This is a genomic window from Sphaerotilus natans (assembly GCF_900156335.1).
GTDB lineage: Bacteria > Pseudomonadota > Gammaproteobacteria > Burkholderiales > Burkholderiaceae_C > Sphaerotilus > Sphaerotilus natans.
On sequence record NZ_FTMZ01000034.1, the window covers coordinates 1 to 25,237 of the forward strand.

The following is a 25,237-nucleotide window of genomic DNA, read 5'->3' on the forward strand; positions in this document are numbered from 1 at the left end:
GGGGTGCATGCGCTTGAGCCTGCCAGCGATCTGTTCGGGCGACAAGGCGCGCTGGAGTTCGTGGCGCACGAACTTGCCCAGCGGGGTGTCGAACTGGGCGCCGAGCTTGCGCACGCCGGCCTTGGCCTGCGCCCGGCGTTGACTGGCCTGCTGCTGGGCGCCAGCGGCCAGGTAGCCCCGTTTCGGGTGTTGATTGCGCGCCAGTTCCCGGCTGATGGTCGAGGCCGAGCGACCGAGTTGCAGGGCAATCTGACGCTGGGTCAGCTTCTGCGAGGCCAGCAGCCCAAGCTGCGTGCGCTCCTCGATACTCAGGCTTGAATACTCTTGTCCCATCGGCTCAACCTGTTGATTTCATTGCGGTGTTGCACTTCAGTTTAGAGCGTGCCTTGTTACCACTCAATCGGGGCGGTGGCTAATGCAATCGCCCTGCACCAATCGTGACCCCTGACATGATGGTGGTTCCATGGCCGATCCATACGTCGTTGCCAATAATCACATCCCCTCTTGTTGAGGGGTGACCTATCGGCTTGGTCGTTGGGAATGATTGGGTGTGCGTATGTCCAAATGGGTATGTTGTTATCCAGTCTGTTCGATGATTACCTCCAAGAAATATCGTTATGGACGATGCTATTGAGCAAAATCGACCTATTGTTAGGTTTACCCCTTCTCCATATTGTCTTATTGATATATTTTCGTGTCTATATGTGTATGCTCCAATATTTATTGTGCTTTGGCCTACCTTTGTGGATAGGCCCACTGTGTTTTCTTTGTGGCTCATGGTGTATGACGACTGCTGCTTGAGTGATCTATCTTCTAGGCAGAACAAAAAGGACCTAAATAAAAAAAGCGCCAGAGATGAGGACATCTCCAGCGCTTCAAGAAAAAAGTCCGGCAAGGCCGGACTGTGAAAAGCCCTTGTTCGGGCTCAGGGAGGAGGACTTCAGTGCAGCTGCAGCGACCCGCTGGCCTTGCCCTTGCCGGCACGCGCTGGCGGGTTGCACAGGCCGCAGACGAAGTGCTTGGCGATCTCGTGCGGATGGGTGACGAAGCTGCCTGCGCACTTGGAGCACTTCGTCATCGTCAGCATGCCGTTGTCGACGAACTTCACCAGCCGCCAGGCCCGGGTGATCGACAGCAGCGGTTCGAGGTTCTGCGCCTGCGTCTGCTCGAGATAGAGCTGGTAGGCCTTGATGACCGTGTCGATCTCCTCGAGCTCGGCCACCTTGTTCAGGTATTCGTGGGTGTTCAGGAACAGCGATGCGTGGATGTTGGGCTGCCAGGTCATGAACCAGTCGGTCGAGAAGGGCAGCTGGCCCTTGCTCGGCGACTTGCCGGCGACTTCCTTGTACAGGCGCAGCAGCCGCTCGTACGAGAGATCGGTCTCCGACTCGAGCACCTGCAGACGGGCGCCGAGCTTGATCAGCGTGACGGCGCGCTCGATCTGGCGGGCTTCGGTGAGGATGCTCTTGGTCTTCATGGTCGTGCTCCCCTCGCGTCGCGGGTCCGGATCCGGGATCAGGCGGCTTCGCGGTGGCGGCCGGCCATCAGGATGCTGGCATGCAGGCGCGACACGCCTTCGTTGGCGGCGCTCTTGCCGTGGTTGGTCAGCAGGCCCCAGACCAGATCGTCGTCGGCGCGCATGCGGCACAGCAGCGTGTTGCAGGCGGCGATCTTCAGCATCTGCGCTGGCGACAGGGCTTCCAGCAGCGCGGCGGTCTCCTCGGAGACGCCCAGGCGGAACAGGGCCTGTTCGCGGTCGGCACGGATCAGGCTCTGGGCCAGCATCAGGTACGACAGGTTGGCTTCGCGGATCTCGGCGAGGATCTGGTCGGAATTCATGGCTTGCTCCTGGCGGTGTGTCTGTCGGGGTTGCCCGGCGGCTGCTGTGCTGCGGGGCGGTGTGTCGATGGAGCGGATTCTGAAGAGCCGAACTGGGCGGGAACATCATCCCTCTTCCGTGTCTCGAGTCACCCTGATTCCGTTAACGTGTCAGGCAAATTCCTACAGGCTGTCATCCGGTGCCGGACATTTCGGGCGCTGGTATGTCCCGAAATGGCGCCGAGTGTGAAATTTCGTGGATTTTCATTGCCATCGGCGAAGTCTGGAAACTGCCTCTCTCCCGATCCGCGATTTGTGCATGTCAGCCGGAAAAGCGTGAGGAATGCCGGTCTTTCGCTGGCGATCCGGTGCTGTTCGAGACGGAGGGCGCCGGCGTGGTCTGCGGAGTGGTTCGCGAGGACAGCACGCCCTGCTCGCCCCGGCCCCGCAGACGCTCGAACTGGTCCAAGGCCTCTTCACTGCGTCCCTGGGCGGCCAGCGACATGGCCAGCATGAAACGGCTGTGCTCCTGGTCAGGCGCCCGCATCAGTTCCTGGCGGGCCTGACGGGCGGCCTGTTCGAAATCACCTCGACCGAAAGCCCGCATGGCCTCGTCCATCGGGGCTGCCGGCGCACTGGCTGCGATCGCCCGGGCGGGCAGATGGAACGGCGCTGGCGTGACGGTGTCGGGCCTGCCTCGGGTGGCGCGCGCCAGCGTGGCGTCGATCGAGGCCATCGCGCGCGCCATGGCGGCATCGAGTCGGGCCGGGGCGGGTGGGGCGGGCGGGCGCGGCAAGGCCTCCAGCGTGACGAAGGGCAGACCGAACAGATGCAGCCAGACGTGTTCCCACAGGCGAGCATGGAGGGGCTGCCCGGGCAGAACCCGTTCGAGCACATGGGTCAGCGCCTGGCGATGTTGCCGCACCGCAGCCTCCAGCACCGTCTGCCGCACCGCGAGAATCCCGCCTGGCGCCCGGCGGCCCAGGTCGCTGCGGCGGGATGCCGTCGCCAGCTCGTCCAGGCCGCACAGATCCAGGAAATGGCCCAGCAGGTGCTCGCACCGCGACAAGCCGTGCAGGCGGCGGTACTGGCGGGCCAGCCACTGTGTCTCCGCGTCGCGTCCGCCCAGCGTCGACAGGCTGCGGGGGCAGAAATGCTGGGGCTCCACCGGCAGCCCGTCGATCCAGTCGCGCTGGCCGGGATGCAGGTGCAGATCTTCCTCCTTCAGGTCACGCAAGGTCTGGGGCCAGCCCAGGGGCTGCACATCGCTCCACTGTTCCGAGCGGTCGAGCAGACCGAGCAGCGCGGGTGAGCCCTCGAAGGGCGTGTCATCGCAGAGCACGGTCAGGTCGTGCGGCGCGGCGCCTGGCAGGTCCAGCAGGTGGCGCAGATGGATCTCGGTCGCGCTGGCCTCGTGGTGCCGCGGCGCATGAAGCCTGATCCCGCAGGAGGCAGGCAGCTCGTCGATCCATCGGATGTCCTGCCCGAGACAGGCGACGACGAGGTTGAGCATGAGGAGGTCTCCGGAGCGGGCGTGGCCACCGGCATGGCGTCACGCGAAGAAGGATGCGAGCGTTTCTAGCACTGAATGTTTCACTTTTTCGGGGCTGAAGCGGTACCAATTGGTGTTCTTCTTGACACGTTGACCGGCTGTGTGACGCGGCAGGAGCGTGATGCGCGCTGGCGCTCAGTGGTGCGAACTGGGGTGAAAAAAATGCTCAGTTCGGCCTCAAGGTGGGGCGCAGGCCGTCGAAAACTCAGGCACGGCTCGGATCTCTTCGTGCGACGAGCCGAGAACAGGTGCCGGGAGCGGCACCAGCTCATCAGCATCAGACTTCACTGGAGTAGCTATGCCTACCACCATCAACACCAACATGGCCTCGCTGAGCGCTCAGCGCGCTCTGCAGTCGACCAACGGCTCGCTGTCGACCTCGATGCAGCGTCTGTCGACCGGCCTGCGGATCAACTCGGCCAAGGATGATGCGGCCGGTCTGGCCATCGCTGAACGCATGACTTCGCAGGTGCGCGGCATGTCGGTGGCATCGCGCAATGCCAACGATGCTATTTCTATGTCTCAGACGGCTGAGGGTGCCCTGGGCAAGGTCGGGGAGTCGCTGCAGCGCATGCGCGAACTGGCGGTTCAGTCCCGCAACGGTAGCAACAGCACGACTGATCAAGAAAATCTGGATAAGGAATATCAGTCGCTGGCGGAGGAAGTCACTCGGATTGTGGATGGAACGAAGTTCAATGGCAAGGAGCTCCTGAAAGCTGGTGCTGCCAAAGATACCGATTTCCAAGTTGGTGCAGGCACTACCACCGAAGATACTCTGACGATTGAGTTCGAAGCTGAAGTGGCAAACACAGTTGCTACCAAGCTCAGTGCTGTCACTACTACTGATATTAAGACCGATGATGCTAAGACCAAGACTGCAATCGATGACCTTGACCTAATGATCAATGATGTGACCGAGGCTCGGTCATATATTGGTGCGCAGCAGAGCAAGTTCGAAAATGTGGTTTCGAATCTGAGCGTTGCCTCCGAGAACGTCTCTGCTGCCCGTGGTCGGATCGTCGATGCTGACTTCGCGGTCGAATCGGCCAACCTGTCGCGTGCCCAGGTTCTTGCTCAGGCGGGAAATACGATGCTGGCGCAGGCCAACCAGCAGCCGCAGCAGGTCATGTCGCTGCTGCGCTGATCCAGTGATGTGACGCTGGGGCGAGTGGCTCGCTCCGGTCTTCAATCTGGAAATGCTTGACGATCTGTGCGCGAAACTGGCTTGCCGGTTTCGCGCGTTGCCGTTTTGACCTCTGATTTCTGAAGGAGCCTGTCATGGCTGCATTGACTGCATCTGGTCTAGGGAGTGGTCTCGATGTGAGCTCGATCATCAGCCAGTTGATGACGATTGAGCGGCAGCCACTGAAAACGCTGCAGACGGAAGAAACATCAATCAATGCCAAAATCTCGTCATTCGGCAAGATCCAGAGCGGCTTGTCCACCTTGCGAGATAAGGCGGCGGCTTTCAACTCGACCACCTTGTGGGGGCAGACCTCGACGGTGGTCTCGGATGCTTCCGTTGCAACGGTCACGCCGATCAGCGGAAAAAATGGTGCAGCCGGGTCGCACTCCTTGCAAGTCAATGCACTGGCGACCACCCAGACGCTCAGCAGTGCCATCTTTGCGGGCAGTGCCAGCACCTTGTCTGAAGGTCGCTTGACCATTGAGCTGGGATCATGGACTGGAGGCGCTTCCCCGACAGGCTTCAGTGCCAAGGCTGGGGCGACAGCCATCGATATCGACATCGGGGCCGGGGAAACATCGCTCAGCGCCATTCGGGACAAGATCAACAAGGCCGGTGCGGGCGTGACAGCGGGGATTGTCACGGATGCTTCGGGGGCCAGGCTGACGTTGCGCTCATCCGCCACAGGAGAGGAGAACGCTTTCCGCATCACGGTCACGGAGTCTGCTGATGACGGTGATGCTGCGACAGGCCTTTCCGCGTTGGCGTATGACGCACGATCTTCTTCGCCAATGATCCGAAATCAGACCGCGGGAAATGCAAGTGTCATGATCAATGGACTGCCGATCAGTTCGGCATCCAACACGATTGATTCTGCCATTGAGGGATTGTCCATCAAGATCAGCAAAACTACCGCCAGCGCTGTGGACATGACGGTTTCTGCGGATCATTCGGGTGTCAAGACGGCGCTCAATGAATTCATTTCGGCTTTCAATGGCTTGAATGACACCATCAAGGCGGAGACCAAGTACGACGCTGCGACCAAGACTGCGGGAAAACTGCAATCGGATCGCACGGCGATCGGGATTCAAGGAAAAATGCGCCAGATGATCTTCGAGTCGTTTGACGGTGCTGGTAGTGGCTCCTTGAAGCGGCTTTCCGATATTGGGGTGTCTTTGAATGCATCCGGAAAACTTGAACTAACTGCATCCAAGCTGGATTCAGCACTTCTCAACCCAGAGCAAGCGAAGAGTCTTTTTAATGGCGGAGATGGCAGCACGACAGCCTTGACGGGCATCATGACCCGGTTCCGCAAGTATGCAGACGAGATGCAGGGGTCGCAGGGGGCCGTGACCTCTCGCACGGATGGGTTGCGCAGTCAACTCAAGCGCAACACGGACCGACAATCGGCGTTGGAGACGCGTCTGGTCGGTGTGGAGGAGCGACTGAACAAGCAGTACCAGTCCCTGGACAAGCAGATGACCAAGATCAACTCGCTGAGCTCTGCGGTGTCAGGGCTGAGCAGCTTGTACTACTACTACTGATTTTTCGGTTTTCTTGCCAAAGGTCCATGGTGCTATGCAGCTTTATCGCTGCTTTGGCGCACGACATGGGTGCGCAGACTGGCATCGCTGAAAGGCAGTCTCCGGAACTGTCCTGAATCCACCCCTGCCAATGCTTCAAGTCGGGGCGCGGGCGCGACGATAAGACAGTGACAACTGTTCGCCATCGCCCCAGCTCCAGAGAAGAACCCAGCCATGTATCACAGCGCATTCTCTCCTGCCATGGTGTCATCTCCCTTCGGTCGCGCGCAGCAGTTCGCCCGCATGTACGCCCAGGTCGGTCTCGAGACCGAGGTGGAAGCGGCCTCGCCGCATCAGCTCGTGCTGATGCTGTTCGACGGTTTCCTGGAATCCGTCGGGCGCGCGAGGCTGGCCATGCAGGCGAAGCTGATCGAAGTGAAATGCCAGCAGATCGGCAGGGCGGTGCGCATCCTCGACGAGGGCCTGCGGGCCGCCCTCGACCTGGAGGCCGGTGGCGACGTGGCCCACAACCTTCACGCGCTCTACAGCTACGTGATTTCGCGCCTGACGCTGGCCAACCTGCGCAACGACGTCTCGATCCTCGAGGAAGCGGACCGGCTGATCCGGCCGATCCGCGAGGCCTGGGTCGAGATCGGTCCGCAGGTGGCGCGCGGGGCGAGGGCCTGACCCGGACGCTTGCCGCGTCCGCCGCACCACGTGTTCCCATAGGTCCACCATGTCCAAAGCCGCCACTGCCCGACACCTGATGCCGGATCCGGTCCGCAAGAGCCCGCTGCTGCAGTACTACGAAGCCATCGAGCAGGCCAGTGCCGACATGCTGGAGGCGGCCCGCGTCGGCAACTGGGATCGGGTCGTCAAGCTCGAAGGCGCCTGCGCCGTGCTGATCTCCCAGCTCAAGCATGCGGCCGATCACCAGAGGCAGCTGGCCTGCGAGGAGGTCCAGGTCAAGTCCCGGATCATGCAGCGCATCCTGCGCAACGACGCCGAGATCCGCATCCTGGCCGAGCCGTGGCTGGAGGACCTCGACAACATGCTCGTCCACCCCGGGCACAACGTGCTGCACTGAGCGCAGGAGGCGCGATGTCACGAGACGGTTCGAGCCGGAGGAACGATCCGGCGACTCAGGCGGCTGCGTCCGATCTGCGGGTGCGCTCTCAGGTCGAGATTCGCGCGCTGCTGCGGCAGATGGTGCAGAACGACATCCCGGTGTCGCTGGGTGGCGCCGACCTGCCGACCTATTCCACCTCGCTGTGGGCGGAGGACAGCGAGCACCAGGTGCTGGTGTTCTCCGCCGACGCCAAGGCCGAGGCGGTCCAGCGGCTGGTCTGCGCGGGCGATCTCACCGCCACCGCCTATCTGGATAATGTGAAGATCCAGTTCGATGTCGATGATCTGGTGCTGGTGAACGGCCGCGCCGGCAGCGTGCTCAATGCGTCCTATCCGCGCGAGGTCTTCCGCTTCCAGCGCCGCAGCAGTTTCCGGGTGCAGCCGATCGGACGTGGCCGAGCCCAGGCCTGCATGGCGCCTCCGGAGCTGGCCGGCCGCCAGCTCGAGCTGCGCATCATCGACCTGAGCTATACCGGCGTGGCGCTGATGCTGGCCGAGCCGCTGGAGCTGTTCCGGCGCGGGCAGCGCCTGCCCAACGTGCTGCTCGAGCTCGATGCCGGCACGCGCATCAACACCGGCCTGGTGGTCTCGCATGTGTCGCGTGTCGAGGCGATCGGCGGAGCCTACTGGCGCATCGGCTGCGAGCTGGCCGGGCTCGATCTGGTGGCCGAGCGTGAGCTGCAGCGCTACATCGACCAGACCCAGCGTCGCTCGCGCCTGCTGACGCTCTGACCCAGAGCTCTGACCCAGATTGATGAAGAAGGCCCTGGCAGCTTGGCGGCTGCCAGGGCCTTTTGCATTGCTCCCGGATGGCGGTCGCGCTCAGACCTGCATGCTCATCACTTCGCTGTAGGCTTGCACCACGCGGTTGCGCACCTGCAGTGCCATCTGGAAGCCGATGGTGGAGCGCTGCATCGCGATCATCGTCTCCTCGATCGAGACGGTCGAGCTGTCGAGCGAGACCTCGCGCTGCAGCCGGCCGGCCTCGTTCTGCGCGGCGCTGACGGATTTCAGCGCGTTGCTGAACACGCCGGAGAAGTCCTCGCGGCGTTCGCTGCCGGTGGTGCGGCGGGCGGCATTCGTCGCGCCAGCCGCATCGGTCAGTGCGCCGGTGCGGGCCAGGGCCTGGGAGAAGTCGAAGGGCTTGAGTCTGACGTCCATGAGGTGTACCTCCACAGCTTGGGCATCCTACGCGCCCGCACCTGTCGACATGGTATGAAGAACCCGGGGTTCGCGAAGCTGTTCGGACCATCGTGAGGCTCAGGTCTCCGAATAATCCAGTTCAGGCATGACCGTCCTGGCATGCGCCCACTGACACATGGACATGGACCTCTCCAGCAGCCCGACCACACTGACTGCGCCCCAGTCGTCGACCCTCGCGGTCGGGCCGACCCGGCTGACGGAGCGCTTTGGCGCCTTGCCGCCGCGTCGCAAGGCGATGCTGGCCGGCGGCGTGGCGGCGATGCTGGCGCTGATCGTCGCTTCGGTCCTCTGGAGCAGCCGCCCCGAGTACCGGGTGCTGTTCTCGAACCTCTCCGACAAGGATGGTGGCGCGATCGTCGCGCAGCTGTCGAAGATGAATGTGCCCTATCGCTTCAGCGAGGGCGGCGGCGCGGTGCTGGTGCCGGCCGACCAGGTGCACGACGTGCGGCTGAAGCTGGCCCAGGCGGGGCTGCCCAAGGGATCGGCGGTGGGCTTCGAGCTGATGGACGGCGCCCGCTTCGGCACGACGCAGTTCCAGGAGCGGCTCAACTTCCAGCGCGGCCTCGAGGGCGAGCTGGTGCGTTCGATCACCGCGCTGTCGGCGGTCGAGGCTGCGCGCGTCCATCTGGCCATCCCGAACCAGAACGGCTTCTTCCGCGACCAGCAGAAGCCCAGCGCCTCGGTGCTGCTGACGCTGTATCCGGGGCAGACGCTTGACCGGGCCCAGATCGCCGGCATCGTGCATCTGGTGTCGGCCAGCGTGCCGGAGATGAGCCCGCGGGCGGTCAGCGTGCTGGACCAGACCGGCGCGCTGCTGTCGGAGGCCCAGGACGGCAGCGGCGTGACCAACATGCTCGATGCCACCCAGGTGCAGCATGTCAGCCGGGTCGAGCAGGCCTATGTGAAGCGCATTCTCGACATCCTTGAGCCGGTGATCGGGCGCGACAACCTGCGCGCCCAGGTCTCGGCCGACATCGATTTCTCGCAGACCGAGTCGACCACCGAGGAGTTCCGTCCCAACCAGGGCGGCCAGCCTGCTGCGGTGCGCAGTTCGCAGACCTCGGAGAACCTCGGCGGGGCCGGCAGTGGCCAGATGGTCGGAGGCGTGCCCGGTGCGGCCTCGAACCAGCCGGTGGCCGGTGCCAGCGCGCCGGTCAATGGCACGGCCCAGACCATGCAGCCGATGGGGGGCGCCGCCGGAGCGGTCACTTCCAGCGGTCGGCGTGATGCGGTCACCAATTTCGAGGTCGACAAGACGGTGAGGGTGGTTCGCGCCGCCACCGGCACGGTCAAGCGCCTGGCGGTGGCGGTGGTGGTGAACCACCGCGCCGGCACCGACAAGAAGGGGCAGCCGACCTCGCAGCCGCTGTCGCAGGAGGAGCTCGACAAGCTGACCGCGCTGGTCCAGGAGAGCGTCGGCTTCGTCAAGGAGCGGGGCGACACCGTCAAGGTGGTCAATGCGCCTTTCCGCCCGGTCGAGGTCGACACCTCGGAGCTGCCGCTGTGGAAGCAGCCGCAGCTGCTGGAGATGGTGCGCACGCTGGCGGTGCCGCTGGCGCTGGTGGCGCTGGGCCTGGCGGTGGTGTTCGGCGTGATCCGGCCGGTGCTGCGCGACATGCGCAAGGCCGAGGAGCTCGAGCGCGAGAAGAACCGCCTTGATGCGGTGGTCGACGATGTCGAGGAACTGCCGGCCCTGACCGATGCCGGCACCGGTGGCGCCGCAGGCACGACGCCGGCCCTGGCGGCGCCGGAGGAGCTCAGTCCGTCGGATCGCCGCCTCAACGAGGTGCGCGACCTGACCCGCAAGAATCCGGCCGCGGTGGCGCGCATCCTGCGCGGCTGGGTCAATGGCACCGAAGCCGAATGATGAACCTGAGGATGTCGATCCATGGATGACCAGGGACTCGAGGACGCGGCGATCCTGCTGATCTCGATGGGCGAGGAGGAGGCCGCGGAGGTCTTCCGCCACCTCACGCCCAAGGAGGCGCAGAAGCTCGGCGAGAAGATGGCCCGCACCAAGACGATCCAGCGCGACCGCTACGAGCGGGTGCTGCTGCGCTTCGAGGAGCAGGTGCACGACGCCGGCCTGCTCGAGCTTGACACCGACGAGTATGTGCGCCGGGTGATGCGCCGCGCGCTCGGCGACGACAAGGCCAATCTGCTGATCGATCGCATCGTGCGGGTCAATGACGCGCCCGGCATCGACAACCTCAAGTGGATGGATCCGGCCGCGGTGGCCGATCTGCTGCGCCGCGAGCATCCGCAGATCGTCGCGGTCATCCTGGTCCACCTCGAGCCGGAGCAGGTCAGTGAGGTGCTGCGCCGCTTCCCCGAGGGGCACCGCAACGAGGTGATGATCCGCCTGGCCACGCTCGACGGCGTGCAGCCGGCGGCGCTCAAGGAGCTCAGCGACGTGCTCTCGAAGGTGCTGGCCGGCGGTGACCGCATGCGCAAGGCCAACATGGGCGGCGTCAAGAGCGCGGCCGAGGTGCTCAATCTGCTGGGTACCGCGATCGAGGCCTCGGTGCTGGACTACATCCGCGAGACCGATGCCGAGCTGGCGCAGAAGATCACCGACAGCATGTTCACCTTCGACGACTTGATGCGCGTGGACGACCGCGGCATCCAGGCGCTGCTGAAGGAAGTGCAGAGCGAGTCGCTGCTGGTCGCGCTCAAGGGCGCCACCGACGATCTGCGCGAGAAGATCTTCCGCAACATGTCCAGCCGCGCCGCCGAGATGCTGCGCGAGGACCTGGCCTCGCGCGGCCCGGTGCGGGTCGCCGAGGTCGAGGCCGAGCAGAAGGAGATCCTGCAGATCGCGCGTCGCCTGTCGGACGAAGGTCAGCTGATGCTGGGCGGAGGCAGCGATGGCCAGTTCCTCTGAGTCCTTCGCCGAGCGGGTGCAGCGCCAGGCGCGCGACCCCGGCTTTGCGCCGATCGACCTGCAGGCGCTGCCGGCGGCGGTGCCGCCTTCGCTGACCCGCTTCATTCCGCGCGAGGAACTGGGCGACGTGGTGCGCTGGAGTCCGGGGCGGCTCGATGTGCCAGCCTCTGCCCGTGCCCGCCGCACCGGCGAGCCGGCACCCCCGGCCGAGCCGCCGGCGCCACCGCCCGAGGTGCTGCGTGCGGTCCAGGAGACCCGCCAGGCCGAACAGGCCCGGGCCCGTCATCTGGCCGAGGAGGCCTTCGAGAAGGGCCGCGCGCTCGGTCGCGACGAGGGCCTGCGGATCGGCCGCGAGGAGGGCCTGAACGCGCTCGAGGATTATCGTCAGCAGCATGAGGCCGAGGTCGGCGTGCCGATCGCTGCGGTGCTGGAGCAGTTCCAGCGCCAGCTCGACGGGCTGGACCAGGCGATCGCGCGCCGGGTGGCTGGCATCGCGCTGCAGGTGGCGCGCCAGGTGCTGCGCACCGAGCTGCAGACGCCGGCCGCCGCGGTGGTGCGTGTCACCCAGGAGGCGCTGGGCGAGGTGCTGCTGTCGGCGCGCCACATCCGCGTGCGGCTCAATCCGTCCGATCTGGTCGCGGTGGAGCAGGGCTGCGGTGATCTGTTCAGCACCCGTCATGCCCGGCTGGTGGCGGATCCGAACATCGAGCGCGGCGGCTGCCTGGTCGAGTCCGACCTGGGCACGGTCGACGCGCGGGTGGCCACCCGCTGGGCGCGAGCGATGGCGGCGCTCGGTCCGCTGTCGCTGGCCGATCCCTCGGGCGACGGGGCGCATTCATGACGGCGATGCGCGATGGCGCCCGTTCGGGCCCCGGCGAGATTCCTGGGCGCTGGGTGCGCTTTCTCGAGGAAATGCATGAGCGGGCCAGTCTGGAGGCGCCGCTGCTGGTGCAGGGCACGCTGGTGCGCGTGACCGGTCTGGTGCTCGAGGTGGTCGGCATTCGCGTGCCGGTGGGCTCGCTGTGCGAGGTGCTGATGCCGGGGCAGCCGCCGGTGCAGGCCGAGGTGGTCGGCTTCACCGGCGACCGTGCCTTCCTGATGCCGGCCGGCGAGATCCACGGTCTGGCCAGCGGCGCGCGGGTGGTGCCGATGGAGGTGCCGGTGCCCGCGCTCGAGCTCGGCGAGAGCCGCCACATGTGGCGCCGCACCGAGGACCGCTCCTGCCATCTGCCTATCGGCAACGGCCTGCTCGGCCGGGTGGTCGACGCGGGCGGGCGGCCGATGGACGGCGGCGGGCCGCTGAGCGGCGTGCAGCCGATGCCGCTGGTGCGCCGGCCGATCAACGCGATGGACCGCGACCCGGTGCGCACGCCGCTCGACACCGGCGTGCGCTCGATCAACGCGATGCTGACCGTCGGCAAGGGCCAGCGCATCGGCCTGTTCGCCGGCACCGGCGTGGGCAAGTCGGTGCTGCTGGGCATGATGGCGCGCTACACCGCGGCCGACGTCATCGTCGTCGGCCTGATCGGCGAGCGCGGCCGCGAGGTCAAGGAATTCATCGAGGACATCCTCGGCGAGGACGGCCGGGCGCGCTCGGTGGTGGTGGCCGCGCCGGCGGATGCGCCGCCACTGAGCCGGCTGCAGGGCGCGGCCTACGCCACCGCGGTGGCCGAGCATTTCCGCGACCAGGGCCTGGACGTGCTGCTGCTGATGGATTCGCTGACCCGCTACGCCATGGCGCAGCGCGAGATCGCGTTGGCCATCGGCGAGCCGCCGGCCACCAAGGGCTATCCGCCGAGCTGCTTCGCCAAGCTGCCGCAGCTGGTCGAGCGCAGCGGCAACGGCCGGCCAGGCCAGGGCTCGATCACCGCCTTCTACACCGTGCTCAGCGAGGGCGACGACCAGCAGGACCCGATCGCCGACGCCGCGCGCGGCATCCTGGACGGCCACATCGTGCTGTCGCGCGAGCTGGCCGAGTCGGGCCACTACCCGGCCATCGACATCGAGCGCTCGATCTCTCGGGTGATGAACAACGTCGTGCCGCGCGAGCACATCGCCGCGGCGCGACAGATGCGCAAGCTGCTGTCCAAGCTCAGCAAGGCGCGCGACCTGATCCAGCTCGGCGCCTATGTGCCGGGCCACGATGCCGAGCTCGACGCCGCCGTCAAGTCGCAGCCCGCGATGATGGCGCTGCTGCAGCAGGACACCCATGCCCGGGCGCAGCTGCGCGACAGCGTCGCGATGCTGCGCCAGATCACCCGCGTCTGAACCCCGACCGAAGTCCATCGATGACCCAGTCCCTCGTCACCCTGCTCGAACATGCCGAACGCCAGCGCGATGCCGCGCTGGCCCAGCAGCGTCGCGCCGATGCGGCGCTGGACGCGGCGCTGCGCCAGCATGAACAGCTCTCGACCTACAGCCGTGATCACCAGTCGCGCTGGAGCAGCGCGATGCGCCAGTCGGTCACCATGCCTCTGGTGCAGTGCCACCACGCCTTCACCGACCGGCTGCACCAGGCGGTGTCGATGCAGTCGGCCCAGGTCGACCGGGCCCGACAGGTGCTGACGCACCGCCAGTCCGAGACGCTCGAGGCCGAACGCCGGGTCGCGGCGATCAACAAGCTGATCAAGCGGCGCACCGATGCGGTCCGCCATCACCAGGACCGCCAGGAGCAGCGCCAGATCGACGAGCGTGCCTCGCGCATGGCCTGGAACCGACTTCAGGAGGCCGCCGGCCACGGCGGATGACGTGATGGATCCTTCCCTGCTCAACCTGTCCCCGCTGCCGGCGCGTGCCGGCCGTGGTGGCGCCACATCCTCCGCCGAGGTGGGCTCGGGCGCTGGCACCGGCGCGACCTTCGCGGGGCTGCTGTCGTCGTCGATGACCGGCGCCGCCACGGCGCAGACTGCGTTGCCGGCCGATCCCGAAGCCGCGGGCCGATCGCTGTCTGCGGCAGGCGAGGGCGTCGCTCCTGAGCTGGGGGGGCTGAGCCTGAGCGCACTGCTGCGGCTGCGCATGAATGCCGCTGCCGGGCGCGAGATGGTCTCGGCGCGCGCGGTGCTGGCGGAGGCCAGCACGGGCGCTGAAGCGGTCTCGGGTGATCGGCTCGCCGCGCTGCTGGCGTCTTCGGAGACACCATCCGGGGGCGACGCACCGGGTGGATTCGAGGTCGATGAGTCCGCGCCCGACGAGGCCGGCGCACCTTTGCGGATGGAGCACGGACTGCCGCCGCACGCTCCCGAGCTGCAGTTGCCGATGATGCCGGATCCGGCGGCGGTGCCCGCACCGGGATTGACGCCGCTGCCGCCGTCCGAGATGGCTCCGCCGCAGTCGAGCGAGGTCTCCGCAGGTCCGGTGTCCTCATCCGTGGGCACCGGTGAACCGGCGCGGCTGCAGCGCGGGGCTGGTGCGATGCCGGGCGCGACCGCCGTCCCTGAGGCCACCGTACCGGATGCCGATCCCGCTGCGGACTTCCGCGCGGCCTTGCCGCCGGCCGGCCGCGCCCCGGAGCGGCGTTTGCCGGACAGCATGCCTGTCGCGGATGCCGCCCGCGCCGCAGCAGCCGGCGCGGGTGCCTCTTCCGAAGTCCGCCCGGCTCTGGCGGCCTTGGGCGAAACGGCTTTCTCGCGGCAGTCCGGTCGGACTGTTCGTGCGGCGGAGGAGCCGCAGGCGCGCGGCAGCAGTCCGATCCTGTCGTCCGACAGGCTGTCTTCCGAAGCCGCTCTCGCGGCCGATCGGGCCTTGCAGGCCTCGCTGCGGCTGCAGGCCGCGGCACAGGTCGGCATGTCGCGGACTTCGGTAGGGAGCGTGCCGGAGACCCAGGCCGATCTGGCCCGAGCCGAGCCCAAGGGCGGTGTGGTCAGTCCGACCGACCGCCGCATGCCGAACGTCCCGAGCCCCAGCGCTGGCCTGGAGGCGCTGCGTGCGGGCGCCACCGCGCCGAACGACCGGGCCGAGCTGGCCACGCGCATCGATCCTGCCGGATCGGCCGAGGACTGGGCAGGTGCGCTGGCTCAGGCCCAGGCGACGGTGCCGGTCCAGGGCCCGGCGTCGGCCGCTCCGGCGGTCGTGGCCGAGTCGCGCGTCGAGACGCCTTTTGGCCATCCTGATTTTGCCGACGAGATGGTGGCGCATGTCGCGCAGCACGCCAGCCTGTCGCGTCACGGGCTGCGCGAGGTCACGCTGCACCTGAATCCGGTCGAGATGGGGCCGGTGTCGGTACGCATCGCCATCGAGGGCTCGGTGGCCTCGGTCGACTTCGCCGCCACGCAGGCGGCCACCCGCCAGCAGCTCGAGCAGTCGCTGCCGGCGCTGGCGGCGGCGCTGGGCGAGGACGGACTGTCGCTGCGCAGCAGCTCGGTGGGCGAGACCGCGCCGGTGGCCGCGTCGGGCGCCAGCTCCGATTCGCTGGCCAGCGGTTCGGGCGGATCCGGCGGCTCGGGCGCCTTCCAGGAGGGCAGGGCCCGTGATGCCGGCGGTCAGCAGGCCTCGTCCCGCCAGGGCGGCGGCTTTGTCGTCGACCTGCCCGAAGGGCGGGCACGACCTGCCGATCCGGTCGAGCCGGCACCGGTCCGCCGGCCGCCGACACGCGCCGGCGGCCTCGACCTGTTTGCCTGAGCCTTCGGGGCGGGTCGGATCAATCGCCGGTTTTGCTGCGCTTTTCCGATCTTCGCCACCCGCCCCGTTTTCAAATAATCGTCCCTATCCGGATGCCCCTCGTGCGGGGGGCTCAACCAGCAGGAGAAGGACATGTCGGCTGCGGCAGCGAGCGCGGAACAACCCGCTCCCAAGAAGAATTCCAAGAAGCTCTTCATCATCATCGGCGTGGTCGTGGTCCTGCTGCTGGGCGGTGGCGGTGCCGGCTTCATGATCTGGAAGAAAAAGGCCGCCGAGGCCGCCGAGGCTGCCGCCGCCGAGGAAGGTGGCGAGGAAGCCCATGCGGCTGCCAAGCCCAAGCCGGCCAAGCGCGACCCGAAGCTGCCGCCGGCCTACATGCCGCTGGATCCGTTTGTCGTCAACCTGGCCGACCGCGATGCCGACCGCTACGCGCAGATCGGCGTGACCCTCGAGATCGACGATCCGAAGTTCGCCGAGGAGATGAAGCCCTACATGCCGGCGATCCGCAACGCGGTGCTGATGATCCTGTCGCACAAGACCGCCGCCGAGCTGCAGGGCCGCGAGGGCAAGGAGCAGCTCGCCGCCGAGATCGCACGCGAGGTGGTGCGCCCGATGGGCATCAACATCGACGAAGAGAGCGAGGAAGAGGGCAAGAAGAAGCGCAAGCGTGCGCCGGTCTACAACCCCGTCCAGCAGGTCCACTTCTCCAGTTTCATCGTCCAGTGAGCGTGGCTCGGCGCCCGGTTTCGCAGCGAGCACCCCATGAGCCAGCAGAACCTGTCCCAGGATGAGGTCGACGCCCTCCTGCAGGGCATGACCGGTGATGTTCCCGTCGCCGAGACCGAGGGCGTGCGCCCGCCCAAGGGGTCGGTGCGCGAGTACAACCTTGCCAGCGAGGATCGCATCGTCCGCGGACGCATGCCGATGCTCGAGGTGATCAACGAGCGCTTTTCCCGCAACGTCATGCCGGCGCTGACCGAGTTCGCCCAGCGCAACCTGGAGATCTCGGTCGGCGAGGTGAAGGTGCAGAAGTACAGCGCCTTCCTGCGCGAGACGATGGTGCCGACGAACTTCAACGTCGTCTCGATGCGGCCGCTGCGTGGCTCGGCGCTGTTCGTCTGCGATCCCACGCTGATCTTCGCCTTCATCGACGCGCTGTTCGGCGGCGTGGGCAAGTTCCCGGCGCGCATCGAGGGCCGCGAGTTCTCCGGCACCGAGCAGCGCGTCATCATGCGCATCGTCGAGATCCTGCTGCGCGAATACAACAAGGCCTGGCAGGGCATTTATCCGCTGGAGCTCACCTACCAGCGCTCGGAGATGCAGCCGCAGTTCGTCAACATCGCCGCTGCGGGCGATGTCGTCGTGACCACGGTGTTCACCATCGAGATCGGCGAATCGGTCGGCTCTGTGCGGGTGTGCATTCCTTATGCCAACGTCGAGCCGATCCGCGACGTGCTGCGCAGCAACAACCAGGGCGAGGCCCCCGGCGCTGACAAGCGCTGGATCAGCCTGCTGTCCGACCAGATCCAGTCGGCCGAGGTCGAGCTGGTCGCCGAGCTGGCCAAGGCGCCCGCCACCGTCGAGCAGCTGCTGGCGATGAAGGTCGGCGACTTCATCGAGCTCGATCTGGGCAAGACCATCAAGGCCCATGTCGACGGCGTGCCGGTGCTGGAGGCGGGCTACGGCACCTCCGGCGGCCACTACGCCATCCGTATCGAGCGTGTGCTGACCAACCAGCAGGTCAGCTGGATAGGAGATCAAAATGCCTGAAAATCCCTCGGTCGACCTCACTGACCTGTCAGAACAGGATGCGATGGCCGCCGAGTGGGCGGCCGCGCTCGAGGAAAAGCCGTCCGATCCGGGCGGCTTCGGTACGCCGGCACCGTTCGCCGACTTCGACAGTGGTCCGCGCGGCGGGGGCGCTGCCGGCATGGCCGGGGGCAAGGATCTGAACCTGATCCTCGACATCCCGGTGCAGCTCACCGTCGAGCTGGGCCGCACCCGCATTCCGATCAAGAACATCCTGCACCTGGCGCAGGGCTCGGTGGTCGAGCTCGACACTGTCGCCGGCGAGCCGATGGACGTGCTGGTCAACGGCTACCTGATCGCCCAGGGCGAGGTGGTGGTCGTCAACGAGAAGTTCGGCGTGCGCCTGACCGACATCGTGACGCCGAGCGAGCGCATGCGCCGGCTCTCCCGCGGTGGCTGACGGGGGCGTGGCCGTGGGGCCGTCGCTGATGTCGCTGCTCTGGCTGGCGCTGGTGCTGCTGTCGATTCCCGCGGCGCTGTGGCTGCTGCGCCGCAGCGGCTGGGGCGGTCTCCGGTCGGTGGCGATGGCCATGCCGCTGATGCGGGTGCTGTCGCAGACCTCGCTGGGGCCGCAGCAGCGGCTGGTGCTGGTCGAGGTCGGCGAGGGCGAGTCGCGCTGCCGGCTGCTCCTGGGCGTGACCGCGCAGCAGGTCTCGGTGCTGCACCAGCTGCCGGCCGGTCCGGCCGATGCCCTGCCTGCCGCTGGCATGCCGCCGGTCGATGCGGCCTTCCGGCGCCTGCTCGAGGGCTGGCGCCGCTCCGGGCCGGTGCCGTCCGCCCGCGAGAACGATCATGCACGCTGAGCCGCCGAAGCCTCTTCTGCCCCGGATGGTCCGGCTGGCGCTGCCCATGCTGCCCGCGCTGCTGGCCGCCGCGCCGGCGCTGGCCAACACGCCGGCTGCGCCGGGGGGGCTGCCGATCGTGGTGGGGCAGGGCAGTGGCGGCAGCACCTACTCGGTGCCGGTGCAGACGCTGCTGATCCTCACCTCGCTGTCCTTCCTGCCGGCGATGCTGATGATGATGACCGGCTTCACCCGCATCGTCATCGTGCTGAGCCTGATGCGCCAGGCGCTGGGCACCCAGTCCTCCCCGCCGAACCAGGTCATCATCGGCCTGTCGATGTTCCTGACGCTCTTTGTCATGGGGCCGACGCTCGACCGGGTCTATACCGAGGCCTACAAGCCCTATGCCGCCGCGCAGATCACCTTCGAGGAGGCTGCCTCGCGTGCCGAGGTGCCGATGCGCCAGTTCATGCTCAAGCAGACCCGCCAGTCCGACATGGCGCTGTTCATGAAGCTCGGTCGCATCGACGCCTCGGTCAAGGCCGAGCAGGTGCCGCTGCGGGTGCTGGTGCCGGCCTTCGTGACCAGCGAGCTGAAGTCGGCCTTCCAGATCGGCTTCCTGATCTTCATTCCCTTCCTGGTCATCGACATGGTGGTGGCCAGCGTGCTGATGAGCCTGGGCATGATGATGCTGTCGCCGGTGCTGGTGGCGCTGCCCTTCAAGCTGATGCTCTTCGTGCTGGCCGACGGCTGGAACCTGCTGCTGGGTTCGCTGGCGGCGAGCTTCGCCACCTGACCGGCCCCCGCCGCCCTGCTCCAGGACCGCCCTGATGGATTCCTCCCTCGTCTTCACCATCGGCCAGGAGGCGCTGACCATCCTGCTGATGGTGGCCGCGCCGATGCTGCTGGTCATCCTGGCCGTCGGTCTGACGATCAGCGTGCTGCAGGCCGCCACCCAGCTGCATGAGTCGACGCTGTCCTTCGTGCCGAAGATCGTCGCCGGGGTGGTGGTGCTGCTGGTGGCCGGACCGTGGATGATCACCACGCTGGTCGAGTACCTGCGGCGCATGCTGCAGGCCATTCCCTCGATGGTCGGCTGAGGCCGGGCCGGGGTGCGCCTGCGGTGATCGGCTTCAGCGAGGCGCAGCTGCTGCAGTGGGTCGTGCCGCTGCTCTGGCCGCTGCTGCGCATTCTGGGCCTGTTCGCGGCTGCGCCGGTGCTGTCGATGCGGGTGATTCCGGTGCGCGTGCGCATCGGCCTGGCCCTGCTGACGGCGCTGTGCGCCCAGCCGGTGCTGCCGCCGATGCCGGTGCTGCCGCTCGACACCCCGACCGCGCTGGCGATGGTGGCCCAGCAGGTCTTCATCGGCGTGACCATCGGCTTTGCCGCCAAGGTGGTGTTCACCGCGATCGAGTTCGCCGGCGAAGTCATCGGCCTGCAGATGGGCCTGAACTTCGCGACCTTCTTCGACCCCACCACCAGCGGGCAGAGCACCGTGTCGGCGCGGCTGTTCAACACCATGGCGGCCTGGCTCTTCGTGGTGATCAACGGGCATCTGCTGCTGGTCGAGGTGGTGGTGGCCAGCTTCCACCAGTTTCCGGTCACCGACCATCCCTTCGATCTGCTGCGCAGCATCCAGCCCCAGGTGTGGGGTGCCGAGCTGTTCCGCTACGGGCTGTGGATCGCGCTGCCGACGGTGGCCATGCTGCTGTTCGTCAACCTGGTGCTGGGCGTGATCTCCCGCGTGGCGCAGCAGCTGCAGATCTTCTCGATCGGCTTCGTGGTCACGATCTCGGTCGGCCTGCTCGGCCTGCTGCTGACGCTGCCGCTGCTGCAGCGCCCGATGCTGGCGGTGCTCGAGCGGCTGCTCGGACTGTTCCAGCCCTGATTCGGCCTGTGCGGGAAAGGCCGGTGCCGGCCTGCCCGGGCCGCCGCCGACAATCGGGGCATGGCCATCCTCCTGTCCTTGCATCCGTTGCTCCGGCGTTGTGGCCTTGCCGTCGTGCTGCTGGCGGGCGGATGCGCGCCGGCGCTCGACTGGCGCGACGTGGCGGTGACCGACGGCCTGGTGATCCAGTTTCCCTGCCGGCCCGAGCGGGCCGAGCGCGCGGTGCGGCTGCTCGAGCGCAGCGTGCCGGCGCGCATGTCCAGCTGCGATGCGGGCGGGCTGGGCTGGTCGGTCACCACTTTCGATGTCGATGATCCGGGGCGGGTGTCCGAGACATTGCGCCATCTGCGCGGCCGGCTGGCGGCCAATCTCCAGGCCGAGGAGTCCCAGTCTCGCGCCGCCGAAGGCCCCGGCCTGACCCCGCAGCAGGAGGCCCGGCGCCTGCTGCTGAGCGGGCGCAGTGCCGATGCCCGTCCGGTCGAGGCCGAGGTGCTGATCGCCGCGCGTGGCCTGCAGGTGCTGCAGGTGGTCGCGATCACCCGCGGCGAGCCGGTGTCGCGTTGGCGCGACCGGGCCCAGGAATTCATCGGCTCGCTGCGGCCGGCGCCTTGATCCGGGCGCGTGACGAATCGGCCGTGCATGGCATGATGCCGCACCCTTGCAATGCCGCAATCGTCCCATGGCCCGTCTGCTGATCATCGCCCATGCCCCGCTGGCTTCCGCGCTGAAGGCCATCGCGGCACACACCTTTCCCGACGAGGCGCAGCAGCTGCTCGTGCTCGACGTGCTGCCCGACACGGGCCCTGAGGCGCTCGAGGCCCAGGCGCGCGCGCTGTTGCCGGACGAGCTCGACGACGATCCCGAGGTGCTGGTGATGACCGATGTCTTCGGCGCGACGCCCTCCAACATCGCGCAGCGGCTGGTCGACGGCAACCGTGTGCGCGCGCTCGCCGGGGTCAACGTGCCGATGCTGTGGCGCACGCTGAACTATGCCGGCCGTGCGCGGCTGGACGAGCTGTTCGCCCGTGCGGTGCAGGGTGGTGCGCAGGGCGTGCTTCCGATCGCCTCGACCCGGCCGCAGAACCAGGCTTTTCTTCCCGGTGCCCATGATCAAGACCACCATCACCATCAGCAATAGGCTGGGGCTGCATGCCCGGCCCTCTGCCAAGCTGTCCAAGCTGGCCGGCAGCTTTCCCTGCGATGTCTTCATCAGCAACCGCAACGGTCGGCGCATCAACGCCAAGAGCATCATGGGCGTGATGATGCTCGCCGCCGGGGTCGGCAGCGAGCTCGAGATCGAGACCAGCGGAGAGCGCGAGCAGGAGGCGATGGACGCCCTGCGCGCCCTGATCGACGACAAGTTCGGCGAAGGCGGCTGAGCCGAGCGTGGCGGCTGGCCGTGGCCCGGCCGCTCAGTGGCCGAGGAAATGCCGGCGGTACTTTTCCGGCAGATCGCGCAGCTGCAGCAGCATCGGCAGATCGGCGGTGTGAAAGTCCGGATCCCAGGCCGGCGCGCCCAGCACCGTCGCGCCGCAGCGCAGATAGCCCTTGATCAGCGGTGGCGCCTCGACCGGCAGGTCGCGTCGCAGATCGTCCACCGGCAGCGCTAGGCGCGGACGCACCTGCAGCTCGATCGGCGCCAGGTGGGTGCGCGAGAGACGATCCCACAGCGAGGCGGCCGCATGGCCGCCGTCGCGCATCGACATGCTGGCGCAGCCGATCACCGAATCCAGGCCGTTGCGCACCAGGAAGCTGCCGAGCGCACCCCACAGGCCCAGGATCACCCCGCCTTGGCGGTGGTCCTCGTGCACGCAGGAGCGGCCCAGCTCGGCCATGCGATCGCGCAGCGGGCGCAGCCGGGTCAGGTCGAATTCGGTCTCGCTGTAGAAGCCGCCCACACGTCGCGCGGCCTGCGGCGTCAGCACCCGGTAGGTGCCGATGACCTCGCCGGCCTGGGGCGAGCGCTCGTCCAGGCAGCGCACGATCAGGTGTTCGCAGTAGGGGTCGAACAGGTCGGCATCATGGCCTTCGGGCGTGCCGCTCACCGGCGACAGCCTGGCGCCCATCTCGACCGCGAACACCTGATGGCGCAGCCGCTGGGCTTCGCGCACCTCGTCCTGGTGCCGTGCCCAGCCGACGCTGAGCCGCTCCGGCGCAGCCGCCGCAGTGGCCGCACCCGACGGCGACGGCGTGGATGGCCGGCTCGGCAGAAGTCCCCGGCGGCGGCCGGCTGGCAGCTCGGCCAGCGGCATCGTGGGCAGCGGAAGTTCCCTCATCGATCGCTCCTCGTCATTGGCGTGATGCTCGGTCCGTGCGGTGACCTGCGCATGTCGTGGCGATGACGGCGCGATGACGGGGCGGCTTGCGGATGAGGGCCGATCCCGGTGCGGGCAGACGGGGGCGCTGATAGCATGGCCCCATGAGCGTTCAGGTATTCGGATTGCCGGTTTCACGGGGCGTGGCCATCGGGCGCGCGGTGCTGGTGGCCTCCAGCTGGGTCGATGTCGCCCACTATTTCATCGAGGCGGATCAGGTCGGGCCAGAGATCCGCCGGCTGAAGGCCGCTCGCGATCAGGTCTGCCGGGAGTTCGAGGCGCTCAAGCTCGATGTCCAGGGCGACACGCCCGCCGAACTGGTCGCGCTGCTGGACGTGCACCTGATGCTGCTGCACGACGAGGTGCTGGCCAGCGCGACGCGCCAGTGGATCGAGGAGCGTCACTACAACGCCGAGTGGGCGGTGGCCGCCCAGCTCGAGACGCTGTCGCGCCAGTTCGACGAGATGGAGGACGAGTACCTGCGCGAGCGCAAGGCCGATCTCGAGCAGGTCGCCGAGCGGCTGATCCGCACGCTGGCGGCGCACTCGGGACACGGTGACGCGTCCGCGCTGGGGCCCGTCGTCTCATGCGAGGGCGATGTGCCGGTCGTGCTGGTGGCCAACGACATCTCTCCCGCCGACATGATGCAGTTCAAGGGTGGCGTCTTTCGCGGCTTCGTCACCGATGTCGGCGGGCGCACCTCGCACACCGCGATCGTCGCACGCAGTCTGGACATTCCTGCGGTGGTCGGCGCGCGCGATGCCAGCCGCATCATCCGCCAGGACGACTGGATCATCATCGATGGCGATGCCGGCCTGGTCATCGTCGATCCGTCGCCGATGATTCTCGAGGAATATCGCTTCCGGCAGCGCCAGGGGCAGCTCGAGCGCGATCGCCTGGCCCGGCTGCGCCATCGCCCTGCCGTGTCGCTGGACGGGCAGCGCGTCCAGCTGCTGGCCAACATCGAGCTGCCGTCGGATGCGGCGGCGGCGGTCGAAGCTGGCGCCGAGGGCGTGGGCCTGTTCCGCAGCGAGTTCCTGTTCATGAACCGCGGCGGGCGGCTGCCCGACGAGCAGGAGCAGTACGAGGCCTATCGGGATGTCGTCATCGCGCTGCGCGGCCTGCCGGTCACCATCCGCACGATCGACATCGGCGCTGACAAGCCGCTCGACCGGATGAGCCTGAGCGAGCTGCGCCACGAGCATTCGCTCAATCCGGCGATGGGCCTGCGGGCGATCCGCTGGAGCCTGGCCGATCCGGGCATGTTCATGGTGCAGCTGCGTGCCATCCTGCGTGCGGCGCAGCACGGGTCGGTGCGGCTGCTGGTGCCGATGATCAGCCACCCCGGCGAGATTCGCGCCGCGCTCGACATGATCGAGCGTGCCCGCGAGTCGCTGCGACGCGACGGCATCGCCTTTGGCGATGTCGCTGTCGGCGCGATGATCGAGGTGCCCGCCGCGGCGCTGATGCTGCCGATCTTCCTGAAGCACTTCGACTTCATCTCGATCGGCACCAACGATCTCATCCAGTACACGCTGGCGATCGACCGTGCCGACGAGAGCGTCGCCCATCTCTACGATCCCTGGCATCCTGCGGTTCTCGGTCTGGTGGCCTCGACGATCCAGGCCACGCGTGCTGCCGGCAAGGAGGTCTGCATCTGCGGCGAGATGGCCGGTGACGCCGAGTTCACCGAGATGCTGCTGGCTGTCGGCCTGCGCAGTTTCAGCATGCATCCCAGCCAGCTGCCCGCCATCAAGCAGCGCATCCTGCGCACCGAGATCGCTGCACTGGAGCCGCAGGCCGCACTGGCTCTGGTCGGCGACGATCCGCGTGCGATCTGGGCTGCAGGGCGTGTCCGGGCCTTGGCGGCCATCGCGCAGGTTGCTTGAAGGGGGCTTGCACCTTCGTGAGGTGCTGCGCTACATTTTGGGCCCCTCGCTGCTGCGAGGGGCATTTGTTCTAGAGACAAGTTCAAAAAATAAAGAACAAAAGGTCTTGACGAGCAAAAAAAGAATCGCTAAAGTTCGCCTCCTCGCTGTAGCCGGCGAGGCGACAAGTTCTTTAAAAATCAACAGCCGATAAGCGTGGGCGTTTGAGGCGAGTGTCTCGGATCTTCGGGTCCGGGTCCTTGTGACCTTAAACGCTCATGGATAGAGAAGTGAAGTTCACTTCAATTCCTTGAGCAAACAACAAGATCGAACTGAAGAGTTTGATCCTGGCTCAGATTGAACGCTGGCGGTATGCCTTACACATGCAAGTCGAACGGTAGAGGGGCAACCCTTGAGAGTGGCGAACGGGTGAGTAATACATCGGAACGTGCCCAGTCGTGGGGGATAACGTAGCGAAAGCTACGCTAATACCGCATACGACCTGAGGGTGAAAGCGGGGGATCGCAAGACCTCGCGCGATTGGAGCGGCCGATGGCAGATTAGGTAGTTGGTGGGGTAAAGGCCTACCAAGCCTGCGATCTGTAGCTGGTCTGAGAGGACGACCAGCCACACTGGGACTGAGACACGGCCCAGACTCCTACGG

28 protein-coding genes and 1 rRNA gene are annotated in these 25,237 nt (G+C 66.9%); 23 read left to right on the forward strand and 6 right to left on the reverse strand.

Translation table 11 applies throughout. The features are described from left to right. The 4 genes from BW996_RS20040 to BW996_RS20060 form a co-directional block, all read right to left on the reverse strand. On the reverse strand, nt 1–333 hold a 333-nt coding region (locus BW996_RS20040; RefSeq protein ID WP_139330962.1), incomplete at its 3' end, for a helix-turn-helix domain-containing protein. Nucleotides 334–940: 607 nt separating this feature from the next. Beyond that, nucleotides 941–1,477: a flagellar transcriptional regulator FlhC gene (flhC, locus tag BW996_RS20050; protein WP_037481473.1), complete on the reverse strand. Its 537-nt coding sequence runs from the start codon at nt 1,475–1,477 to the stop codon at nt 941–943. 38 nt (nt 1,478–1,515) lie between these two features. Beyond that, nucleotides 1,516–1,839 (reverse strand): flagellar transcriptional regulator FlhD, encoded by a 324-nt coding sequence (flhD, locus tag BW996_RS20055; RefSeq protein ID WP_037481476.1) that lies wholly within the window; start codon nt 1,837–1,839, stop codon nt 1,516–1,518. Between the two features lie 301 nt (nt 1,840–2,140). Next, nucleotides 2,141–3,331, reverse strand: a complete 1,191-nt coding sequence (locus BW996_RS20060) for a tetratricopeptide repeat protein (RefSeq protein ID WP_037481479.1) — start codon at nt 3,329–3,331, stop codon at nt 2,141–2,143. Between the two features lie 337 nt (nt 3,332–3,668). On the opposite strand from BW996_RS20060, the gene BW996_RS20065 reads away from it, so the two are divergent. The 5 genes from BW996_RS20065 (at nt 3,669) to BW996_RS20085 (ending at nt 7,939) form a co-directional block, all read left to right on the forward strand. After that, nucleotides 3,669–4,514, forward strand: a complete 846-nt coding sequence (locus tag BW996_RS20065; protein WP_037481482.1) for a flagellin N-terminal helical domain-containing protein — start codon at nt 3,669–3,671, stop codon at nt 4,512–4,514. A gap of 134 nt (nt 4,515–4,648) precedes the next feature. Beyond that, on the forward strand, nt 4,649–6,100 hold the full coding sequence (gene fliD, locus BW996_RS20070; RefSeq protein WP_037481484.1) for a flagellar filament capping protein FliD: 1,452 nt from the start codon (nt 4,649–4,651) through the stop codon (nt 6,098–6,100). Between the two features lie 282 nt (nt 6,101–6,382). Then, nucleotides 6,383–6,766, forward strand: a complete 384-nt coding sequence (gene fliS / locus BW996_RS20075; RefSeq protein WP_241461955.1) for a flagellar export chaperone FliS — start codon at nt 6,383–6,385, stop codon at nt 6,764–6,766. A 79-nt stretch (nt 6,767–6,845) separates the two neighbouring features. Beyond that, nucleotides 6,846–7,166, forward strand: coding sequence for a flagellar protein FliT (locus tag BW996_RS20080; protein ID WP_037481489.1), 321 nt, complete (start codon nt 6,846–6,848; stop codon nt 7,164–7,166). A gap of 14 nt (nt 7,167–7,180) precedes the next feature. Beyond that, nucleotides 7,181–7,939, forward strand: a complete 759-nt coding sequence (locus BW996_RS20085; RefSeq protein ID WP_081838089.1) for a flagellar brake protein — start codon at nt 7,181–7,183, stop codon at nt 7,937–7,939. 90 nt (nt 7,940–8,029) lie between these two features. Here the strand turns inward: BW996_RS20085 and fliE are convergent, their stop codons facing one another. Next, entirely contained in the window at nt 8,030–8,368 is a 339-nt protein-coding gene (gene fliE / locus BW996_RS20090) for a flagellar hook-basal body complex protein FliE (RefSeq protein WP_081838090.1), read from the reverse strand. Nucleotides 8,369–8,531: 163 nt separating this feature from the next. On the opposite strand from fliE, the gene fliF reads away from it, so the two are divergent. From fliF to BW996_RS20170, 16 genes are all read left to right on the forward strand, one after another. Beyond that, nucleotides 8,532–10,277 carry a flagellar basal-body MS-ring/collar protein FliF gene (gene fliF / locus BW996_RS20095; RefSeq protein ID WP_037481526.1) on the forward strand — a complete coding sequence of 582 codons (1,746 nt, stop codon included), beginning with the start codon at nt 8,532–8,534 and terminating at the stop codon, nt 10,275–10,277. 21 nt (nt 10,278–10,298) lie between these two features. Beyond that, nucleotides 10,299–11,294: a flagellar motor switch protein FliG gene (gene fliG, locus BW996_RS20100; RefSeq protein WP_037481492.1), complete on the forward strand. Its 996-nt coding sequence runs from the start codon at nt 10,299–10,301 to the stop codon at nt 11,292–11,294. Next, on the forward strand, nt 11,278–12,135 hold the full coding sequence (locus BW996_RS20105; RefSeq protein ID WP_051631888.1) for a flagellar assembly protein FliH: 858 nt from the start codon (nt 11,278–11,280) through the stop codon (nt 12,133–12,135). The genes fliG and BW996_RS20105 overlap by 17 nt, the downstream gene beginning before the upstream one ends. Then, nucleotides 12,132–13,562: a flagellar protein export ATPase FliI gene (gene fliI / locus BW996_RS20110; protein ID WP_375131512.1), complete on the forward strand. Its 1,431-nt coding sequence runs from the start codon at nt 12,132–12,134 to the stop codon at nt 13,560–13,562. Before BW996_RS20105 ends, fliI begins: the two co-directional genes overlap by 4 nt. A 20-nt stretch (nt 13,563–13,582) precedes the next feature. Further along, the gene (locus tag BW996_RS20115; protein WP_037481494.1) at nt 13,583–14,041 is read left to right on the forward strand and encodes a flagellar export protein FliJ; all 459 of its coding nucleotides are present in this window, start codon (nt 13,583–13,585) and stop codon (nt 14,039–14,041) included. Between the two features lie 4 nt (nt 14,042–14,045). Further along, on the forward strand, nt 14,046–15,911 hold the full coding sequence (locus BW996_RS20120) for a flagellar hook-length control protein FliK (RefSeq protein WP_037481496.1): 1,866 nt from the start codon (nt 14,046–14,048) through the stop codon (nt 15,909–15,911). Nucleotides 15,912–16,043: 132 nt separating this feature from the next. Beyond that, nucleotides 16,044–16,637: a flagellar basal body-associated FliL family protein gene (locus tag BW996_RS20125; protein WP_037481498.1), complete on the forward strand. Its 594-nt coding sequence runs from the start codon at nt 16,044–16,046 to the stop codon at nt 16,635–16,637. A gap of 36 nt (nt 16,638–16,673) precedes the next feature. Continuing rightward, the gene (gene fliM, locus BW996_RS20130) at nt 16,674–17,681 is read left to right on the forward strand and encodes a flagellar motor switch protein FliM (protein WP_037481500.1); all 1,008 of its coding nucleotides are present in this window, start codon (nt 16,674–16,676) and stop codon (nt 17,679–17,681) included. After that, complete coding sequence (gene fliN, locus BW996_RS20135) at nt 17,674–18,120, forward strand: flagellar motor switch protein FliN (RefSeq protein WP_037481502.1); 447 nt, start codon at nt 17,674–17,676, stop codon at nt 18,118–18,120. The genes fliM and fliN overlap by 8 nt, the downstream gene beginning before the upstream one ends. A 28-nt stretch (nt 18,121–18,148) precedes the next feature. Then, nucleotides 18,149–18,523, forward strand: a complete 375-nt coding sequence (gene fliO, locus BW996_RS20140) for a flagellar biosynthetic protein FliO (RefSeq protein WP_076459076.1) — start codon at nt 18,149–18,151, stop codon at nt 18,521–18,523. Between the two features lie 46 nt (nt 18,524–18,569). Then, on the forward strand, nt 18,570–19,298 hold the full coding sequence (gene fliP, locus BW996_RS20145; protein ID WP_051631893.1) for a flagellar type III secretion system pore protein FliP: 729 nt from the start codon (nt 18,570–18,572) through the stop codon (nt 19,296–19,298). Between the two features lie 34 nt (nt 19,299–19,332). Next, the gene (fliQ, locus tag BW996_RS20150) at nt 19,333–19,602 is read left to right on the forward strand and encodes a flagellar biosynthesis protein FliQ (RefSeq protein WP_037481506.1); all 270 of its coding nucleotides are present in this window, start codon (nt 19,333–19,335) and stop codon (nt 19,600–19,602) included. 23 nt (nt 19,603–19,625) lie between these two features. Then, nucleotides 19,626–20,390 (forward strand): flagellar biosynthetic protein FliR, encoded by a 765-nt coding sequence (gene fliR / locus BW996_RS20155; protein ID WP_037481509.1) that lies wholly within the window; start codon nt 19,626–19,628, stop codon nt 20,388–20,390. Between the two features lie 60 nt (nt 20,391–20,450). Continuing rightward, a complete protein-coding gene (locus BW996_RS20160; RefSeq protein ID WP_139330974.1) occupies nt 20,451–21,002 on the forward strand; it encodes a hypothetical protein in 552 nt (183 codons plus the stop codon). A gap of 67 nt (nt 21,003–21,069) precedes the next feature. Further along, nucleotides 21,070–21,528 carry a PTS sugar transporter subunit IIA gene (locus tag BW996_RS20165; protein ID WP_037481512.1) on the forward strand — a complete coding sequence of 153 codons (459 nt, stop codon included), beginning with the start codon at nt 21,070–21,072 and terminating at the stop codon, nt 21,526–21,528. Further along, nucleotides 21,497–21,769, forward strand: coding sequence for an HPr family phosphocarrier protein (locus tag BW996_RS20170; RefSeq protein ID WP_037481516.1), 273 nt, complete (start codon nt 21,497–21,499; stop codon nt 21,767–21,769). Before BW996_RS20165 ends, BW996_RS20170 begins: the two co-directional genes overlap by 32 nt. Nucleotides 21,770–21,802: 33 nt before the next feature. On the opposite strand, the gene BW996_RS20175 is transcribed toward BW996_RS20170, so the two are convergent. Continuing rightward, on the reverse strand, nt 21,803–22,666 hold the full coding sequence (locus tag BW996_RS20175; RefSeq protein ID WP_037481519.1) for a GNAT family N-acetyltransferase: 864 nt from the start codon (nt 22,664–22,666) through the stop codon (nt 21,803–21,805). A 143-nt stretch (nt 22,667–22,809) separates the two neighbouring features. Here BW996_RS20175 and ptsP point away from each other — a divergent pair, with 143 nt between their 5' ends. Further along, complete coding sequence (gene ptsP, locus BW996_RS20180) at nt 22,810–24,594, forward strand: phosphoenolpyruvate--protein phosphotransferase (protein ID WP_051631891.1); 1,785 nt, start codon at nt 22,810–22,812, stop codon at nt 24,592–24,594. 308 nt (nt 24,595–24,902) lie between these two features. Beyond that, nucleotides 24,903–25,237 (forward strand): 16S ribosomal RNA (locus BW996_RS20185); the annotation flags it as partial.

Excerpts from the sequence above, each read along its gene's own strand:
- flhC (WP_037481473.1), bottom strand. The coding sequence starts at position 1,477 with ATGAAGACCAAGAGCATCCTCACCGAAGCCCGCCAGATCGAGCGCGCC.
- flhD (WP_037481476.1), bottom strand. The coding sequence starts at position 1,839 with ATGAATTCCGACCAGATCCTCGCCGAGATCCGCGAAGCCAACCTGTCG.
- BW996_RS20060 (WP_037481479.1), bottom strand. The coding sequence starts at position 3,331 with ATGCTCAACCTCGTCGTCGCCTGTCTCGGGCAGGACATCCGATGGATC.
- BW996_RS20065 (WP_037481482.1), top strand. The coding sequence starts at position 3,669 with ATGCCTACCACCATCAACACCAACATGGCCTCGCTGAGCGCTCAGCGC.
- fliD (WP_037481484.1), top strand. The coding sequence starts at position 4,649 with ATGGCTGCATTGACTGCATCTGGTCTAGGGAGTGGTCTCGATGTGAGC.
- fliS (WP_241461955.1), top strand. The coding sequence starts at position 6,383 with ATGTACGCCCAGGTCGGTCTCGAGACCGAGGTGGAAGCGGCCTCGCCG.
- BW996_RS20080 (WP_037481489.1), top strand. The coding sequence starts at position 6,846 with ATGCCGGATCCGGTCCGCAAGAGCCCGCTGCTGCAGTACTACGAAGCC.
- BW996_RS20085 (WP_081838089.1), top strand. The coding sequence starts at position 7,181 with ATGTCACGAGACGGTTCGAGCCGGAGGAACGATCCGGCGACTCAGGCG.
- fliE (WP_081838090.1), bottom strand. The coding sequence starts at position 8,368 with ATGGACGTCAGACTCAAGCCCTTCGACTTCTCCCAGGCCCTGGCCCGC.
- fliF (WP_037481526.1), top strand. The coding sequence starts at position 8,532 with ATGGACCTCTCCAGCAGCCCGACCACACTGACTGCGCCCCAGTCGTCG.
- fliG (WP_037481492.1), top strand. The coding sequence starts at position 10,299 with ATGGATGACCAGGGACTCGAGGACGCGGCGATCCTGCTGATCTCGATG.
- BW996_RS20105 (WP_051631888.1), top strand. The coding sequence starts at position 11,278 with ATGGCCAGTTCCTCTGAGTCCTTCGCCGAGCGGGTGCAGCGCCAGGCG.
- fliI (WP_375131512.1), top strand. The coding sequence starts at position 12,132 with ATGACGGCGATGCGCGATGGCGCCCGTTCGGGCCCCGGCGAGATTCCT.
- BW996_RS20115 (WP_037481494.1), top strand. The coding sequence starts at position 13,583 with ATGACCCAGTCCCTCGTCACCCTGCTCGAACATGCCGAACGCCAGCGC.
- BW996_RS20120 (WP_037481496.1), top strand. The coding sequence starts at position 14,046 with ATGGATCCTTCCCTGCTCAACCTGTCCCCGCTGCCGGCGCGTGCCGGC.
- BW996_RS20125 (WP_037481498.1), top strand. The coding sequence starts at position 16,044 with ATGTCGGCTGCGGCAGCGAGCGCGGAACAACCCGCTCCCAAGAAGAAT.
- fliM (WP_037481500.1), top strand. The coding sequence starts at position 16,674 with ATGAGCCAGCAGAACCTGTCCCAGGATGAGGTCGACGCCCTCCTGCAG.
- fliN (WP_037481502.1), top strand. The coding sequence starts at position 17,674 with ATGCCTGAAAATCCCTCGGTCGACCTCACTGACCTGTCAGAACAGGAT.
- fliO (WP_076459076.1), top strand. The coding sequence starts at position 18,149 with ATGTCGCTGCTCTGGCTGGCGCTGGTGCTGCTGTCGATTCCCGCGGCG.
- fliP (WP_051631893.1), top strand. The coding sequence starts at position 18,570 with ATGCTGCCCGCGCTGCTGGCCGCCGCGCCGGCGCTGGCCAACACGCCG.
- fliQ (WP_037481506.1), top strand. The coding sequence starts at position 19,333 with ATGGATTCCTCCCTCGTCTTCACCATCGGCCAGGAGGCGCTGACCATC.
- BW996_RS20160 (WP_139330974.1), top strand. The coding sequence starts at position 20,451 with ATGGCCATCCTCCTGTCCTTGCATCCGTTGCTCCGGCGTTGTGGCCTT.
- BW996_RS20165 (WP_037481512.1), top strand. The coding sequence starts at position 21,070 with ATGGCCCGTCTGCTGATCATCGCCCATGCCCCGCTGGCTTCCGCGCTG.
- BW996_RS20170 (WP_037481516.1), top strand. The coding sequence starts at position 21,497 with ATGATCAAGACCACCATCACCATCAGCAATAGGCTGGGGCTGCATGCC.
- BW996_RS20175 (WP_037481519.1), bottom strand. The coding sequence starts at position 22,666 with ATGAGGGAACTTCCGCTGCCCACGATGCCGCTGGCCGAGCTGCCAGCC.
- ptsP (WP_051631891.1), top strand. The coding sequence starts at position 22,810 with ATGAGCGTTCAGGTATTCGGATTGCCGGTTTCACGGGGCGTGGCCATC.